This is a genomic window from Streptomyces sp. NPDC093097, assembly GCF_044754325.1.
Taxonomy (GTDB): Bacteria; Actinomycetota; Actinomycetes; order Streptomycetales; family Streptomycetaceae; genus Streptomyces.
On the sequence record NZ_JBIVOW010000017.1, the window covers coordinates 64,073 to 78,154 of the forward strand.

At 72.0% G+C, this 14,082-nt stretch carries 11 protein-coding genes; 2 read left to right on the forward strand and 9 right to left on the reverse strand.

The annotated features are described in order from the left end of the window. Positions 1-318 precede the first annotated feature (318 nt). Positions 319-1,260, reverse strand: coding sequence for a LysR family transcriptional regulator (locus ACIQE0_RS26230; protein WP_402336616.1), 942 nt, complete (start codon positions 1,258-1,260; stop codon positions 319-321). 72 nt (positions 1,261-1,332) lie between these two features. Here ACIQE0_RS26230 and ACIQE0_RS26235 point away from each other — a divergent pair, with 72 nt between their 5' ends. Next, a complete protein-coding gene (locus ACIQE0_RS26235; RefSeq protein WP_402336619.1) occupies positions 1,333-2,256 on the forward strand; it encodes a DMT family transporter in 924 nt (307 codons plus the stop codon). A gap of 132 nt (positions 2,257-2,388) precedes the next feature. Here the strand turns inward: ACIQE0_RS26235 and ACIQE0_RS26240 are convergent, their stop codons facing one another. The 8 genes from ACIQE0_RS26240 to ACIQE0_RS26275 all read right to left on the reverse strand — a co-directional run bounded on the left by ACIQE0_RS26240 (position 2,389) and on the right by ACIQE0_RS26275 (position 12,885). Beyond that, the gene (locus ACIQE0_RS26240; RefSeq protein ID WP_366330875.1) at positions 2,389-3,000 is read right to left on the reverse strand and encodes an LmbU family transcriptional regulator; all 612 of its coding nucleotides are present in this window, start codon (positions 2,998-3,000) and stop codon (positions 2,389-2,391) included. A 731-nt stretch (positions 3,001-3,731) separates the two neighbouring features. Beyond that, on the reverse strand, positions 3,732-5,072 hold the full coding sequence (locus ACIQE0_RS26245) for an ATP-grasp domain-containing protein (protein ID WP_366330874.1): 1,341 nt from the start codon (positions 5,070-5,072) through the stop codon (positions 3,732-3,734). 8 nt (positions 5,073-5,080) lie between these two features. Further along, positions 5,081-6,403, reverse strand: a complete 1,323-nt coding sequence (locus ACIQE0_RS26250; protein ID WP_402336622.1) for an MFS transporter — start codon at positions 6,401-6,403, stop codon at positions 5,081-5,083. Continuing rightward, positions 6,400-7,569, reverse strand: a complete 1,170-nt coding sequence (locus ACIQE0_RS26255; protein ID WP_402336625.1) for a GNAT family N-acetyltransferase — start codon at positions 7,567-7,569, stop codon at positions 6,400-6,402. The genes ACIQE0_RS26250 and ACIQE0_RS26255 overlap by 4 nt, the downstream gene beginning before the upstream one ends. 2 nt (positions 7,570-7,571) lie before the next feature. After that, the gene (locus tag ACIQE0_RS26260) at positions 7,572-8,546 is read right to left on the reverse strand and encodes an aspartyl/asparaginyl beta-hydroxylase domain-containing protein (RefSeq protein WP_402336628.1); all 975 of its coding nucleotides are present in this window, start codon (positions 8,544-8,546) and stop codon (positions 7,572-7,574) included. Then, positions 8,543-9,865, reverse strand: coding sequence for a diaminopimelate decarboxylase (locus tag ACIQE0_RS26265; protein WP_402336630.1), 1,323 nt, complete (start codon positions 9,863-9,865; stop codon positions 8,543-8,545). The genes ACIQE0_RS26260 and ACIQE0_RS26265 overlap by 4 nt, the downstream gene beginning before the upstream one ends. A gap of 32 nt (positions 9,866-9,897) precedes the next feature. Then, a complete protein-coding gene (locus ACIQE0_RS26270; RefSeq protein ID WP_366330869.1) occupies positions 9,898-10,890 on the reverse strand; it encodes a fatty acid desaturase in 993 nt (330 codons plus the stop codon). Positions 10,891-10,959: 69 nt separating this feature from the next. Then, positions 10,960-12,885 (reverse strand): AMP-binding protein, encoded by a 1,926-nt coding sequence (locus tag ACIQE0_RS26275; protein WP_402336634.1) that lies wholly within the window; start codon positions 12,883-12,885, stop codon positions 10,960-10,962. Between the two features lie 435 nt (positions 12,886-13,320). Between ACIQE0_RS26275 and ACIQE0_RS26280 the strand changes: the two genes are divergently transcribed. Next, on the forward strand, positions 13,321-14,022 hold the full coding sequence (locus tag ACIQE0_RS26280; protein WP_402336637.1) for an HAD family hydrolase: 702 nt from the start codon (positions 13,321-13,323) through the stop codon (positions 14,020-14,022). Positions 14,023-14,082 lie beyond the last annotated feature (60 nt).

The window sequence follows — 14,082 nt, forward strand, 5'->3', positions numbered from 1 at the left end:
TCCCCAGGCGCTAAGTCTCCAGGCATTCCCACAGCAGCCTTCCCCCGCTTGTGACAGCTGATGAAGTGCGCGATCCGTCTGGGCCCAGCCGTGCGGCCGGCCACAATGATCACTGAATCAGGGAATCCAGGTAGCGTGCAACTACCCGCTACCTTCCTTGAGTTGTTCTTTACGTTATGCAAGGTTGCCCTTACCTGCGATGGCAAAACCTGAGCAACTCCCTTGCGATGAGCGGCAGTTGACGAGCGGCCCACCGGGACGTGACGAAGCGCCGGTCCGGCCGGGCCCGTTCACAGGCCGCGCGCCTCGCTCCCGCTCTCAGGCGCCGTGCTCGGGGCCGGCTGCCGCCAGGCCCGCCGCGCCCGTCAGGCGGTCCAGGACGTCGCGGATGCCGGGGTGTTGGCCCGTGCCCGCGTGGTAAAGGGCCTGGACGCTGCGGTGGACCGGGGTCCGCAGGGTGTGGACGCTGAGGTCCGGCGAGGCCTCCGGCAGCGCCAGCCGGGGAATGAGCGTGACGCCCGCACGGCGGGCGGCGAGGGCCGCCAGCACGGTGAAGTCGTTCGCCACCGCCACCGGTCGGGGCACGAACCCGGCCGCTCCGCATGCGCGCCGGGTCATCTCGTGGCAGGCCGTGTCGGGGCCGGGCAGCAGCCAGTGGGCGTCGGCGAAGCGGCTGAGGTCCGCGGGGGCCCCCGCGGACAGGCCGTGGAGGGCGGCGTCGGCCGGGTGGAGGACGAGGTGGACGGGCTCGTCGAACAGGGCCCGCTGCTCGCACCCGGGAGGCAGCGGACGGGGCAGCAGGCTGTAGGCGTGGGTGACGGCGACGTCGACCTCGCGCTTCTGGAGCGCGGTCTCGGCGGCGTGCGGTTCGTGCTCGACGAGGTGGAGGGACGGGGCGTGCGCGGCGGGCTCCGTCTGCGGGTCGGGCCAGAGACGGGGAATCAGGGTGCGGGCGACGGAGGGGAACGCCGCGATGCGCACGCTCCCGCGCTCCCCCCGGCGCAGCGCCGCGAGGTCGGACTCCGCCGCGGCGAGATTACCCAGGACCACATGCGCGTGGTCTATCAGGCGCCGCCCCGCGGGGGTGAGGTGCAGCGTGCGGCCGCGCTTGAGCAGCAGCTGCACCCCGACTTCCTTCTCCAGGGCCGCCAGTTGCTGGGAGACGGCCGAGCCCGTCAGGCGCAGCGCGTCCGCGGTGGCGGCCACCGTGCCCTGCGCGGCGAACTCGGCCAGCAAGCGCAGCCGACGTACGTCCAACAAGAAGCTCACCTACTGGAACACGGAAGAAAGAGTAACTGGACCTAATCAATCCTACGGGGCAGAGTCGGTACGGTGAAGCTCGACAAGACCTTCCTCGCACTGGCCCTGACCGTGACGCTGTGGGCTTCGGCGTTCCCCGCGATCCGGGTGGCACTGCACGGCTACGGGCCGGCGCAGCTGTCCCTGCTGCGCCTCGCGGTGGCCGCGGTCGCGCTCGCGGCCGTGATGCCGCTGGCGAAGGTCCGCCGGCCGGCCCGACGGGACCTCCCTCGCATCCTCGTCGTCGGCGCCGCCGGCATGAGCGCCTACCAACTGCTGCTCAACTGGGGGGAGGTCCACGTCCCGGCGGGCACCGCCGCCCTGATCGTCGCCGTGGTCCCGGTGATCAGCGCTTTGCTGGCCGCCTCGTTCCTGGGGGAGCGGCTGAGCCCGGCGAAGATCCTCGGTTCGCTGGTCGCCCTCTCCGGAACGGCCGTCATCGCCGTGACGGGCGGCGAGACCGGCTACACCACGGCGGCCTGGGTGGTCCTCGCGGCCGCCGTGGCCCAGGGCGTCTACCACTTCGCCATCAAGCCCCTGCTGAGCCGCTACAGCGGGCTCGAAGTCGCGGCCCACGCCACCTGGGCGGGAACCGCGCTGCTGCTCCCGTTCGTCCCCACCACCGTGCGGGCCGTGCTGGACGCCCCGACCGGGAGCACCCTCGCCGCGGTCTACCTCGGCCTCCTGCCGTCGGCCGCCGGATTCGTGGTGTGGGGGTACGCCGTCGCCCGGCTGACCGTCACCGCCGCCACCGCGGCGCTGTACCTGGTGCCCGTGACCGCGCTGGCCGTGGCGTTCGTATGGCTCGGCGAGGAGCCCCGGCCCGTCGAGCTGCTGGGCGGGGTGGTGACCCTCGCGGGCGTCGCGCTGCTCAACCGGCGTCCGCGCAACCGCGGATCCGGCGGTGGGCAGCCGGTGCGCCCGGTGCCCGCGGAGCAGGTCCGTCGGGATTCCTGAAGGGGACGACCGCTGGTGAGCGAGAGGGGGGACCGCATGGCACGGAGGGCGGTGCAGCGCGCGCCGGGCCGATGCGCCGGTGGGCGCCTCCCGGCCGCCGGGCGCGGCGACGTGATCGGATACCGGCCCGCGTCAGCTTCCCGGCGCGGGCTTGAGATCCGCTGCCTGGTCCAGGCAGTGGACGATCCACTCGGCCAGATCACGGCCGGCGCGCTCCGCGGCGGTGGCCCATTTGGACTCCTGCTCACTGCTGACGCGCACCTGGAGGCGGACCTCCTGCTTCCGCTCCCCGTCCGGACCGGACAGCGCCTGGCGCATGTGCTGGCGCAGCGCGTTGCGGGACCAGTCCTCCCGGGCGGCGCGCTCCAACCACCTCCCGCGTTCGGCGGGTTCGAGCGAGGCGACCTCCGCGTGGTGCTGGAAGCTGAGTTTGGTATGCCGCTCGGTGACCGGGAATCTCCGGGCGACCCAGGCGTAGTTCCGCAGGGTCTTGTAGTCGAGTCCGGTCTCCAGGATCGCCTGGCGGTACCGGTCGGGGTACATGTCCTGCCCGTAGAGCAGCCAGTCTCCGAGCCACCAGCTGGAGGAGTCCGATATCAGGAACAGGTGCCGGCCGAACCGCTTCCAGTCCGTCAGGGAGAAGTCGGGCGGAAGGAGGAGGCCGGTGCGGCGGGTGAGTGCCTGAGCGTTCAGGGGAGGCGTGGGAGCCCTGCGGAGGTCGGTCACGCCGGCGGTGTTCACCATGCACATCACTTCCCTGGTCAAGGACGGATTGACTGCTGGACACGAGATCTGAACGGCCGTTGTGCATTTGAGGGCGACGGGCTTGTCCGGGGAAGGCCCCGGACAGGGGCGCAGGGCTGCCTGTGCGCGCACCGGCGCCCTGGTTCAACGCGTGGGACCAGTGCCTGCTGCCGCCGCGCGGACGCTCACCGCGAACAGCGACAGGCCCGGAGACATCCGGACGTCGCGCTCGTGGCGGATCCGCGTCCCTGGTCCACGCCCCGTCGGGCACGACGGTGCCGAAGTGCCTGCGCCACCCACCTGCACTTCGACACCTGTGCTTCTTTCGCTTCGCGCGTCGATCGACTGGGCAAGGTCCGTGACCCGCTGTGCTCCGAGTGACGGACGAGAACTCTCCGCTTTGGAGGCAGTCTGACATTGCCTTCGGGGCACGGTCCAGATCAATCGACGTCAACGAACGGGACCGGCCATCGGACGGTCTCGATCACGGCGATCGGACACGGCGGGGCGAGGGAACGGGACGCGGAACGGGTGGCGGAACGGGTGGCGGATGCAAACCGGCCGGCGACCGTCCGGCCGGGGACGATCCCCTCCCGGACGGTCGTGAGCAACCCCGCTACGCGCCCCGGCAGTCGGCGAGCCGCCGACTGCGCCGTCAGCCCGGCGGCCGGGGCCGGCCGCCTCGTGCGGTGGCCCGCGGTGGCCGGCGGGCGGGCGTCGCCGGGATCGGGTCAGCGGTCGCCGGCCGCCGCGGTGGGCGGACGGGTGGTGACCCGCACCGAGGAGGCCCACTGCCGGCCCGGCGCGTCGATGTCGGCGGTCAGCGGCGCGTCGCCGACGACGGACACGGCGCGGGCCACGGAGTCCACCTGCTCGCCCAGGAGTTCCCCCACCGCGCGGGTCACCAGTACCGCCGTGTGCCGGGCCGGCGCATCGGCGCCGGTGGCCTCGGTGGCGGGCCACCGGCCGTCGCACGGGATCCAGGAGACGTCAGGGCCTCCCGGTGCGGTGCGCACCTCGCTCAACGTGCCGCTCTCGTGGTCGAGATAGCGCTGGGCGGCGCGGCGGACCGGCTCCGGGTAGTCGGGCTTGGCGCCCAACGCCAGGTCGACGATGGCCGGTTCCAGCGGAGCCCCGGTCGCCAGGTGCCACAGCATGGTGATCGCGTCGCCCGGGAGCCGCGCGGCGACCTCCATCAGCACGGCCCTGCCGCCGGACAGCCGGAACTCGGCGTGCGTGATCCCGTGCCGCAGCCCGACCGCCGCCAGCACCCCCGCGTTCGCCCGGGTCAGGGCCGACTCCTCGGCGGCGGTGAGGCCGGGGGCCGGGCAGGTGTGGCCCAGTTCGGTGAAGAAGTGCCCGCCGTCCTCGTTGGTGCGCTTGGCGGTGATGCCCGACCACAGCACCGCACCGTCGTAGACCAGCGCCTCGACGGAGAACTCCGGTCCCTCCACCAGCTCTTCGAGGAGGACGAACTCCTCGGGGCCGTACTCCTGGAGCGCGGCCCGCAGTTGCCCGGCGTCGTCGACCCGACGCACACCGGAGCTGTACATCCGGCCGGCCGGTTTGACGACGGCCGGGTAGCCGGGCGGTTCGGCCCGGGAGCGCTCGGCCGGGGCGACGGCGCGCCAGCGCGGGCTGAACGCGTCCAGCGCCGTCCGCTGCATGATCTTGTCCCGGCAGACGCGGGACGCCCAGCCGCCGGGGCCGGGCAGGCGCAACAGGTCGTTGAGGGCGCCGGCCGGGTCCACGAAGACCTCGCCGCAGCAGACCGACGCCTTGACCTCGTACTCCCGCACCCAGTCCTGCACCGCGCAGAGCACCGTGTCCACCGCGGGGTCGGGGACCTGGACCAGCTCGCTGAGCACCGACAACGGGTGTGTGGGATCGGCCATATGGGCGCGCAGCCGGTCCATGGGGGTGTCCGGTCCGACCAGGACCAGGGGCACCAGATCGCGGGCGACGATCTCCTCGATCAGCCGGGACTGCCGTGCGAGCACGACCAGATCGCTCATCACGATCACCGCGGGTCTGCGGACGGCCTCGGGCGTGCGCTCGGTGCGGGAGTGCATGGATCACCTCACGAGGGGTTGGCGGGAGAGGTCCGGACGGGTTCCGCCGAGTCGTTCGCGGCGCCGTCCGGCCCGGTTCCGCGCCCCTTCGGCAACACCGCCGCGATCGTGGCGCGCAGCCGCAACGCACTGACGGCGAACACGGCGAAGGCGACGGCGAGCAGCGCGACGAAGACGGTCAGGGATGCCCGCAGCCCCAGGAAACCGCCCGCCCAGCCGCCGAGCAAGGCCCCCAGCCCGATCGGTCCGAACGCCAGGAAGCGGTAGGCCGCCGAGACGCTGCCCAACCGCTCGGGCGGGGTGAGCATCTGGCGCAGCGACACCGCGTGCACGTTGTACAGCGTCAGACCGAAGCCGTAGATCATGAACGTGGCGCTCGCCATCGTGATCAGGATCGGGCGGGACCCCCCGGCGAAGACCAGCAGCATGGGCGTGAGCGAGGCCAGCCCCATGCCGAGCACCAGCGCCCGCACCGCGGACATCCGGCCGCCCCGGCCGGCGGCGACCACGGCCCCCAGGACCGTGCCGGCCCCGCCCACCGTGATCGTCATGCCGACCGAGCCGGGCGAGAGCCCCCAGAGGCGGACGGCGAGCAGCAGGTAGACCGTCATCACCGCCTGCTCCAGGAAGTTGAAGAGGCCGGCCTGGACGGTCGTCACCCGCAGGACCGGGTGGCGCAGCAGAAAGCGCATACCGGAGACCGTGGCGGCCCAGACCCGCGGGCGCGCCCCGGGCTCCGGGCCCGCGCGGCGGCTGAGCCGCAGTCCCAGGCTCAGCACGCCGGCCGCGCAGCACAGCGCGCTGACCACCGTCAGCCCCGGCCCGGAACCGAACCGGTCGTAGAGCAGACCGGCGGCGCCCGGCGCCCCGACCAGGCACAGGGAGTAGACGAACTCCAACCGCCCGTTGGCCGCGACGAGTTGATCGGCGGGCACCAGGTCCGGGGGCACGGTCTGCGCGCACATGTCCGCGAAGGCCACCAGGCAGCCCATGGCGGTGCAGACCCCGACCAGGAGCAGGACCCGGTGCCGGCCGTCGCCGTAGAGCGGCACCAGCAGCAGGGCCGCGCTGTTGCCCAGGTAGGCGGCGACGAAGCAGGTGCGGCGGTTCCAGCGGTCGAAGGCGGCGCCGAAGAGCAGCGCGACCGCCAGCACCGGGAAGTACTGGAGGGCGTTGAGGAAGCCGAGCACCGCCGGGCTGACGCCGTAGCCGCGGATCGCCAGCAGCGGCAGGAACAGCAGGGCGACCTTGGCGCCGACCTGGGCACTGAGCTGGATCAGCCAGAACTGGAGGAAGCGTCCGGCCAGGACGCGGCCGGGACCTCGGCTCACAGCAGCTCCGCCAGGGCGGGGTCGTCGAGAGCGCTCGCCACCGCGTTGGAGCTGCCCATGAGCGTGCGCAGGGTGTCGGCGTTCCGCGCCGCCACCTTCTCGTCCATGCCCTCAAGGACGCTGTGCTCACTGAGGTCCAGCAGCCACAGGCCGCGCATCCGCCCGCCCCTGAGGGCCTTGGCCTCGGCGGCCTCGATGCCGGCGTGGACGCGGCGTACGCCGCGTTCGCAGGCGACCTCCAGCGGGAGGTAGTAGACGAGGTTGAAGTACTCGGTGGCGCCGGTCACGGCCTCGTAGTCGAAGCCGGCGGCCCGCAGGTAGAGCGTGTCGCCCCACACGTAGTAGAGGCAGAAGCCGAGCGGTCGGCCGTCGGCGGTGCGGGCCAGGAAGACCTCGGTGCGCCCGCGCATCGCGCGCGCCTGCTCCTCGAAGGACTGCGCGAGCACCTTGGCGTCGGCCGGGTGCCCGTAGCGGTGCTCGGTGCAGGCCAGCAGATGGCCGGCCTCCTCGCAGCACTCCTCCAGGGTCAGGCGCTCCACCCGGTGGCCGGCGGCCTCGAACCGGCGGCGGTCCCGGCGCACCGTGGCGGCCCGCTTGTGGCCCAGGCTCCGCAGATAGCCGTCCCAACCGCCTTCGGGGACGGGGATCCAGGCCTCCAGCTGGAGCAGCACCGCGGGCGCCGTCACCCCGGCCCGGCGGAAGGCCGCGACGGTGCGGCCGTCCACGAACATCGCCAGGCACGGCACCGGGTCGGGCTCCGGGGTCCCGGTGAGCTCCCGGGTCAGCGGATCGGCGGCCAGCCGGCGCAGCTCGGGTAAGAGCCCGGCGGCGGCCTCGTCGTGGGTCATGCCCGGCTCATGGAGCAACTCGGTGTGGTAGCCGCGGTGTTGACCTGCCATCAGGCCCTTGGGGCCGGGGCTCGGCAGCCCGAGCCCGCCCAGCGTCTCGTGCCACTGGTAGAACGCGTTGCCCATGGTGCGTACGGCCGTCACTGGGACCGCGGCCCGGGGACGGTCCGGGCTTCCGATGTGCACCGCGCCGACGCGCCCGGGGTCGTCCCCGTGGCAGAAGGAGAGCCAGTCGGCGGACGCGTACAGATGGGGACCGACCAGCCGGTCCCAGCTACCGGGGGCTATGCCCCCGGTAGCCGTGGAGAAGGGGTTCATCCTTACCTCGGGTCGTGGTTCTCGGGCAGGGCCAGGCAGCGCACCGTACTGCCAACCCTGCTGCGCAGCACAACCCCACCGCCACCGCGGCGCAGTTGCACCGTCCGCTCCTCGGACCAGCCCGCGTAGCGGAACTCCCCGTCCTCGATGTGGATCAGCCGGATCGGCGCGGCTCCCTCATAGGTCAGGAGCAGCTGGCCGTCCTTCTCCTGGACCGCGGCCCTGCGCCGCGGCACCGCCGGGTCGAGGAACGCCCCGTCCGGCTCCTCCCAGTCCGTGAAGGTCTCCGGGACCTCGAAGGAGCACTCCCACTCCCCCGGCGTGCCGGGCAGCGGCGTGGCCGGGCGGTTGAGCACGGCCCCGCCGCCCAGCAGGAAGTCCCGCCAGGCGCCGGGGAAGAGCTCCGCCAGCTCCGGTGCCACCAGGCAGTCGATCACCAGGTGGACGCGGGGCTCGGTGCCCTCGTTGGCCACCAGGTGGTCGCGGCTGAAGTCGCCGAACCAGAACGCGCCCGGCTGCCAGCGGTGTTCCTCCCCGTCGAGGTGGAGGACCGCGCCGGGGTTGGTGGTGAGGGGGACGTGCAGTCGGGCCACGCCCCATGCCGGGCCGTACTTCATGTCGAAGTGCCGGTGGCTGCGGGTCCCCGGCCCGAGGGCCATGTAGCGCACGGCACGCAGCGGTGCGGGGATGCTCCGCAGCACCTCCCGGGCCCGAGGGGTCCGCGCCGACCACGGGGTGTCGGCGAAGTCCTCCGGGCCGGGCCCGCCGGGGTCGGTGCGCGCACCGTCCCCGCCCGGGCTGCGCAGCGCCAGACAGGTCCAGTCGACCTGGGAGGCGCGGCCGATCTGGCCGCCGTAGATCCGCTGGCGCTGCCAGGCGTGCTGCCTGACCCCGTCCAGCTCCGCGGCCAGGGCTCCCCCGTCGAAGGTCGGTGTCAGCCGGGCTGCGGCGCCCGGCTGCTCGACCGTGATCGTCACGCGGACGCCTCGCGGAGGTCGTCGGGGATCAGCTCGTTCGCCGTCAGCTGGTCGATGGTCTGCCGGGACCGGATGAGCGTGAACGTGCCGTCGGTGCGGCGCAGCACCTCGGGCGCCTCCGGGTAGGAGTTGAAGTTCTTCATGGACATGCTGGCGCAGTAGCCGCCGGACCGCTCGATGACGAGGTAGTCGCCGGGCGTCACCTCGCCCAGCCGGACCGGGCTGAGCTCCTCGACGGATCCGGGACGCGTCGTCAGCATGTCGCCGGCGATGCAGCAGTGGCCGGCCACGCAGGTGAGCGGGCCCTCGGGGGGCAGCTCGCCCTTGCGGGTCACGGCCACCACGGGGTGCGGCGAACCGTAGTAGGAGGGCCGGAGGATCTCGGTCAGCCCGGCGTTGATCTTCACGAACCGGCGCCCCTCGTCACCGGTGGACACCACGTCGATGACCTTGGCCACGATGGCGCCGGCGTTCGCGACGAGGAAGGTGCCGGGCTCCATCTCCATGTGCAGCTCGCGGCCCGTCTCCTCCTGGAACAGCCGCAGGTCGGAGGCGAGTTCCTCGGCCCACTCGGAGTGGTCGTACTCCGGGTCGTCGGCCATCACGGTGAGGCGGTAGCCGCCGCCGAGGTCGACGGCGTGGACGTCACCGAAGTCCTTGGCGATCTCCAGCAGCCGGCGCGCGGCGGGCAGCAGGACGTCGGCGTGGTGGCCGGAGCCGATGTGGACGTGGAGCCGGACCACGGTGAGGGAGTACCGCTCGGCCAGCGCCTTCACCTCGGCCACCTGCTCGTGCCAGATGCCGAAGCTGGAGTCGGGGCCGCCCGAGGTCAGCCGGCGCACCAGGCCCGAGCCGAAGCCCGGGTTGATGCGCACCGACACCTCGGTGCCGGGGAACGCCTGGCCGTACTCGGCGAGCTGCTGGAGCGAGCCGGCGTCGAACTTCAGGCCCTGGCGGATCAGTTCCGGGAGCTCGGTGGAGCCGAAGTCCGCCTCCTGGGCGGTCATCAGGATCTTCTCCGGGGCCACCCCGGCCCGCACCGCCCGGATCACCTCCCAGACGGAGCTGGCGTCGAACTCCACGCCCACGCTGTCGAAGATCCGGATGACCGCGGCGCTGGGCGAGGCCTTGAGGGAGTAGCGGATGGTGTGCCCGTAGGCGCTGGGGAGTTGCTGGAGCTGGGCCACTCCCGCGCGTATGCGTTCCTCGTCGTAGACGAAGGCGGGGGTTCCGAACGTCTCCGCGACGTGCCGGACCTCGGCCGGGGAGAGGAACTTGAGCTGTTCCAGCGCGGGGGACGTGTCGCTCTGGACGGACATGTGGGGGTTCTCCATTTCGCGTAGTCCTGCGGTCACCGGGTCATGCAGTTCTCGGAACTGTCCTGGTAGGTGATGCGGCCGGTGAAGACGTCCCGGTAGAAGGCCCAGTAGGACGGCTCCACCGTCTGCACGCGGTTCTCGATCACGCCGTGCAGCTCGCGCACATGGACCATGGGGACGCCCTGGTGGAAGTGGTGCGCGGTGTGGACGTCGTTGCCGTTGGTGAACCACTTCGCGAACCAACCCGCCTCGATGGTGCGGGTGTTGGACAGGACGTCGGGGTCGGTCTGGGTGTTGAGGCCGTAGTGCTCCGGCATCTCGATCAGGAAGTGCGTCGGCTCGGCGACCAGGAGGGTGGGGAGCACCCAGACCCAGACCAGATAGGCGTTCTGGGCCACCACCGAGTAGGCGATCGCGGCGGCGATCAGCACGGCGAAGAGCTGGTACTCGGTGCGGATCTTCTTGGCCGCCACGGTCTTGGTGATCATCGGGTTGGTGCGCCCGATCAGCGAGCGGGCGGTGTCCTTGACGACGTCCAGGTACCGGCCCAGGTGGTACGCGCCGCGGACGAAGCCGGGGATGCTGCCGAGGCCGTCGAACCGGTAGTTGAAGAACTCCTGGTTCTGCGGGGTGCCGAGGTAGGCGTGGTGGCGCAGGTGGTCGTGCTTGTAGTGCCAGTACGAACTCAGCATCGGCGCACCGGCGAGGAACCCGATGAAGCGGTTCATACCGCGTTTGTTGTAGGCGTGCTCGTGCAGGGTTTCGTGTTGGAGTTCCACGAGATGGGCGTACATCAGCCCATTGACGATCACCGATAAGGCGATGACCCACCAGGTCGGCCGGAGAGCCACGGCGACCCAGGCGACGGCGACGATCGCGACGGCGAAAACGAATTTCACCGTGAAGACCGCCGGTCGCTTGACGAACATCGTCTTCGGAAGTTTTCGGCGCTCATCGGTCCCGCGGACGGGGGCCAACAGGACGTTTGTGGAACCGTCGAGGTCCGGCTCGACTGCCTGACTCATTTTCCGTTCCCTCCCTGTCAACTGACTGCGCAGATCTTTATACGCCCGCCTGAATTGCCGCAAGGAAAGTCACTGAGAATACCGAAAAATACCGGGGAGCATAGGAAACGCGGGCATCTTGTCTTTGCGCGGGGCGACCGGATTTTCCGTCCCATTGGCGGGCGCGGCGGCGGCCGCCGACCGCGGGTGGAGTGTCCCGCCGGCGGGACAAACGCCCTTCGCCTCTTGACAACCGCATTCAGCGGAGGGGCAGTTCGGCGCGCAGCGGTGGCCCGGCGCCGGGTGCAGCGGGAGCGGCAGGCTGCCGTGCACCAGGCGCCAGCGCGCCGCCGCCCGCGGCGCCCTCAGCTGCTCCCACATCAGGCGCCGCCGGGGCGTCCCGTTGGAGGTGCGGACGATGGAGCCGCGTCCGCCCTGGAGCACCACGACGTCGACCGAGGACGAGGTGAGGGCGCCGACCCGCTGCGCCGCGTTCCGCGGCCAGCACTCGGGCAGTTCGCCCTCCACGAAGACCGCCGCGAGGCCGGCCCCGGCGGCGGTGCCGAACGCCACCGTGACGCCGTGGGCCTGCGACCGGTCCAGCGCGGCCAGTTCCGCCTCCACCTCCTCGGCGGGCACCAGCGCCCCGCGGACGTTCAGGGCCTCGGCGATCCGGCCGGCGACATAGACCTCGCCGGCCAGCTCGAAGCCGGCGTCGCCGGTCCGCAGCCCTTCGGGACCGAACGCCGCCGTGCCGTCCTCGGCCAGGTAACCCCGGGCCAGGGAATCCCCGGACAGCCGGATCTCACCGAAGGTGCCGGGCGGGAGCTCCCGTCCGTCGCCGTCGACGATGCTCAGGCGGGTGCCGTCGACCGGCCGCCCGCAGCTCACCAGCCAGCCGCCGCCCTCGGTGCCGTCCCGGCCCAGCACCGCGCACTCGGCGACGGCGACCGGGTCGCCCGTCGAGAGCAGGGTGTTCTCGACCCGGACCAGGCGGGAGCCGCCGCCGGGCGACGCCCCGGTGGCCACCAGGGTGTTCTCCGCCAGGCCGTAGGCGCCGATCAACGCCCCTTCGGGGAGGCCGTGCGGGCCCACCAGACGCTGGAAGCCGGCGAGGACCGCCGGGTCGATGCGCTCGGCGCCGACGACGGCCGCCCGCCAGCGGGAGAAGTCCATGCCCGCCAGTTCCGCGGGCCGCACCGTGCGCACCGCATGGGCGTAGCCGGAGCTCGGGGCGGCCGTCAGCGTGGCGCCGTGCACCCCGAAGCAGGCGAGCCACTGGCGCGGACTCCGGACGAACTGACGGGGCGTCATAAGCCAGAGATCGGTGCCCGAGACGACCGGGGCGAGCATGCCGCCGATCAGTCCCATATCGCGGTGGAGGGGCAGCCAGCTGGCGAACACGTCCCGCTCCGACCAGCACAGCCGGCTCCGGATGGCGGCGATGTTGGCCGCCAGGTTCGCCCAGGAGACCCGGACGGCCTTCGGCGCCCCCGAGGCACCCGAGGTGAACTGGAGCAGCGCGAGGTCCTCCGGGGCGCGCCGGACCGGCAGCGCGTCCGGCCCGTCCGCCGCCTGCTCCGCCGCGCCGTCCGGCCGCGTCCGGCAGGTGACGTCGACAAACACGGCGGACCCGCCGGAGCCTTCGACCGCCTGCATCAACGGGGCCTCCACGGTGCGGTTTCCGCACACGAGCGCGGGCCGGGCCAGGCCCATCACCGCGGACAGGTGCCGCTCGTAGTGAGCGGCGCTGCGGAAGGCCGTCGGGGGCGCGAGGGGGGACGGCACCATCCCCGCGGCGAGCGCGCCGTTGAACGCCGTGATGAATTCCTCCGGGTCCCCGGTGACGATCACCGCCACGTCCTGGGGCCGGCCGCCCGCGGCCCGTAGTGCGCACGCGGTGCGGCGCACGTCGAGGGAGAGTTCCTTGTAGGAGCGGAGGCGCCACTCGCCGTTGTCCGCAAGGAAGCGGACACCGCGGTCGCTTCGCGCCTCCATGAGCCAGTCAAGTAGCACGATCCATCCTCTGCCGAGTCGGGGGACTCGCATTCCACCCAGGAGTGTGACCGCCCCCGTTGTGATGCGAGTGAGGATAGGGATGCGTGCATTGCGTGAGTCAAGAGAAAAGGATCATGGATGGCTGATTTCCTTCGCTGTCCGCGTCGCCCCCTCCGCAAGAATCCGTAAGGCACTCGACTAAACGTTCCGAGCGGAAGGAAATAGCGGTATCCGCGATTCCGGTTCAGCGGGTTTTACGCCACCGCGGTTGAATTTGACCTTTGCGTCAATCACTCATGACGAAGTCGAAATCGGCGGTGCCGGGCCCGACTTCGCCGACCGCCGTGCCGTGCGGCGGTTCCGCCCGTGGTCGCGTACCGGACGCGCGGAATTTCCGATGCGGGTGCGCCGGCCCCTGCGTAGGGTTCCCCCGGCCCATGGACGCAAGAGGCCATGGACGGCGAGAGGGGCGACGGACCGGTGCTGATCTTCGACGCGGACGACACGCTGTGGGAGAACAACGTGATCTTCGAGCGGGTCATCGAGGAGTTCACGGCGTGGATGGCGCGGCCGGGGCTGGACCGGGACGGGGTGCGGACCGTACTGGACGAGATCGAGGCGGCCAACGCCATGACGCTGGGGTACGGCAGCAAGGTGTTCCTGCACAGCCTCGGGCAGTGCCTGGAGCGGCTGCGGGGGCGGACGGCCACCGCGGCGGAGCGGGCGCGGATCGCCGGGTGGACGGCGGCGTTCGAGGGGAACCAGGTGGAGCTGATCCCGGGGGTGGCGCAGACGCTGGCGGAGCTGGCGCACCGCCATGAACTGCTGCTGCTGACCAAGGGCGATCAGGAGGAGCAGACGCGGAAGGTGACCGCGTCGGGCCTGACCGGGCACTTCCGAGGGGTGCACATCGTGCCGGAGAAGAACGTGGCCACCTACGAGGAGCTGACGCGGGCCTACGGACTGGCGCCGGAGCGGACCTGGATGATCGGGAACTCGCCGAAGTCGGACATCCTGCCGGCCCGTTCGGCGGGGCTGAACGCGGTGTTCATCCCGCACGACCACACCTGGGTGCTGGAGCACGGGGAACTGGACCCGGGCGACGAGAAGGTGCTGCGACTGGGGGCGTTCGGCGAGCTGGTGCGGCACTTCTGAGCCGAACGGGGCGCCGCGGCCGGCCCGTTGGGGACGGACCGGCCGCGGGACGCCGGGAAG

Bases quoted from the DNA above. Each gene is read 5' to 3' on its own strand.
- ACIQE0_RS26240 (WP_366330875.1), bottom strand. From the start codon at position 3,000: ATGGTGAACACCGCCGGCGTGACCGACCTCCGCAGGGCTCCCACGCCT.
- ACIQE0_RS26245 (WP_366330874.1), bottom strand. From the start codon at position 5,072: ATGCACTCCCGCACCGAGCGCACGCCCGAGGCCGTCCGCAGACCCGCG.
- ACIQE0_RS26255 (WP_402336625.1), bottom strand. From the start codon at position 7,569: ATGAACCCCTTCTCCACGGCTACCGGGGGCATAGCCCCCGGTAGCTGG.
- ACIQE0_RS26265 (WP_402336630.1), bottom strand. From the start codon at position 9,865: ATGTCCGTCCAGAGCGACACGTCCCCCGCGCTGGAACAGCTCAAGTTC.
- ACIQE0_RS26270 (WP_366330869.1), bottom strand. From the start codon at position 10,890: ATGAGTCAGGCAGTCGAGCCGGACCTCGACGGTTCCACAAACGTCCTG.
- ACIQE0_RS26280 (WP_402336637.1), top strand. From the start codon at position 13,321: ATGGACGGCGAGAGGGGCGACGGACCGGTGCTGATCTTCGACGCGGAC.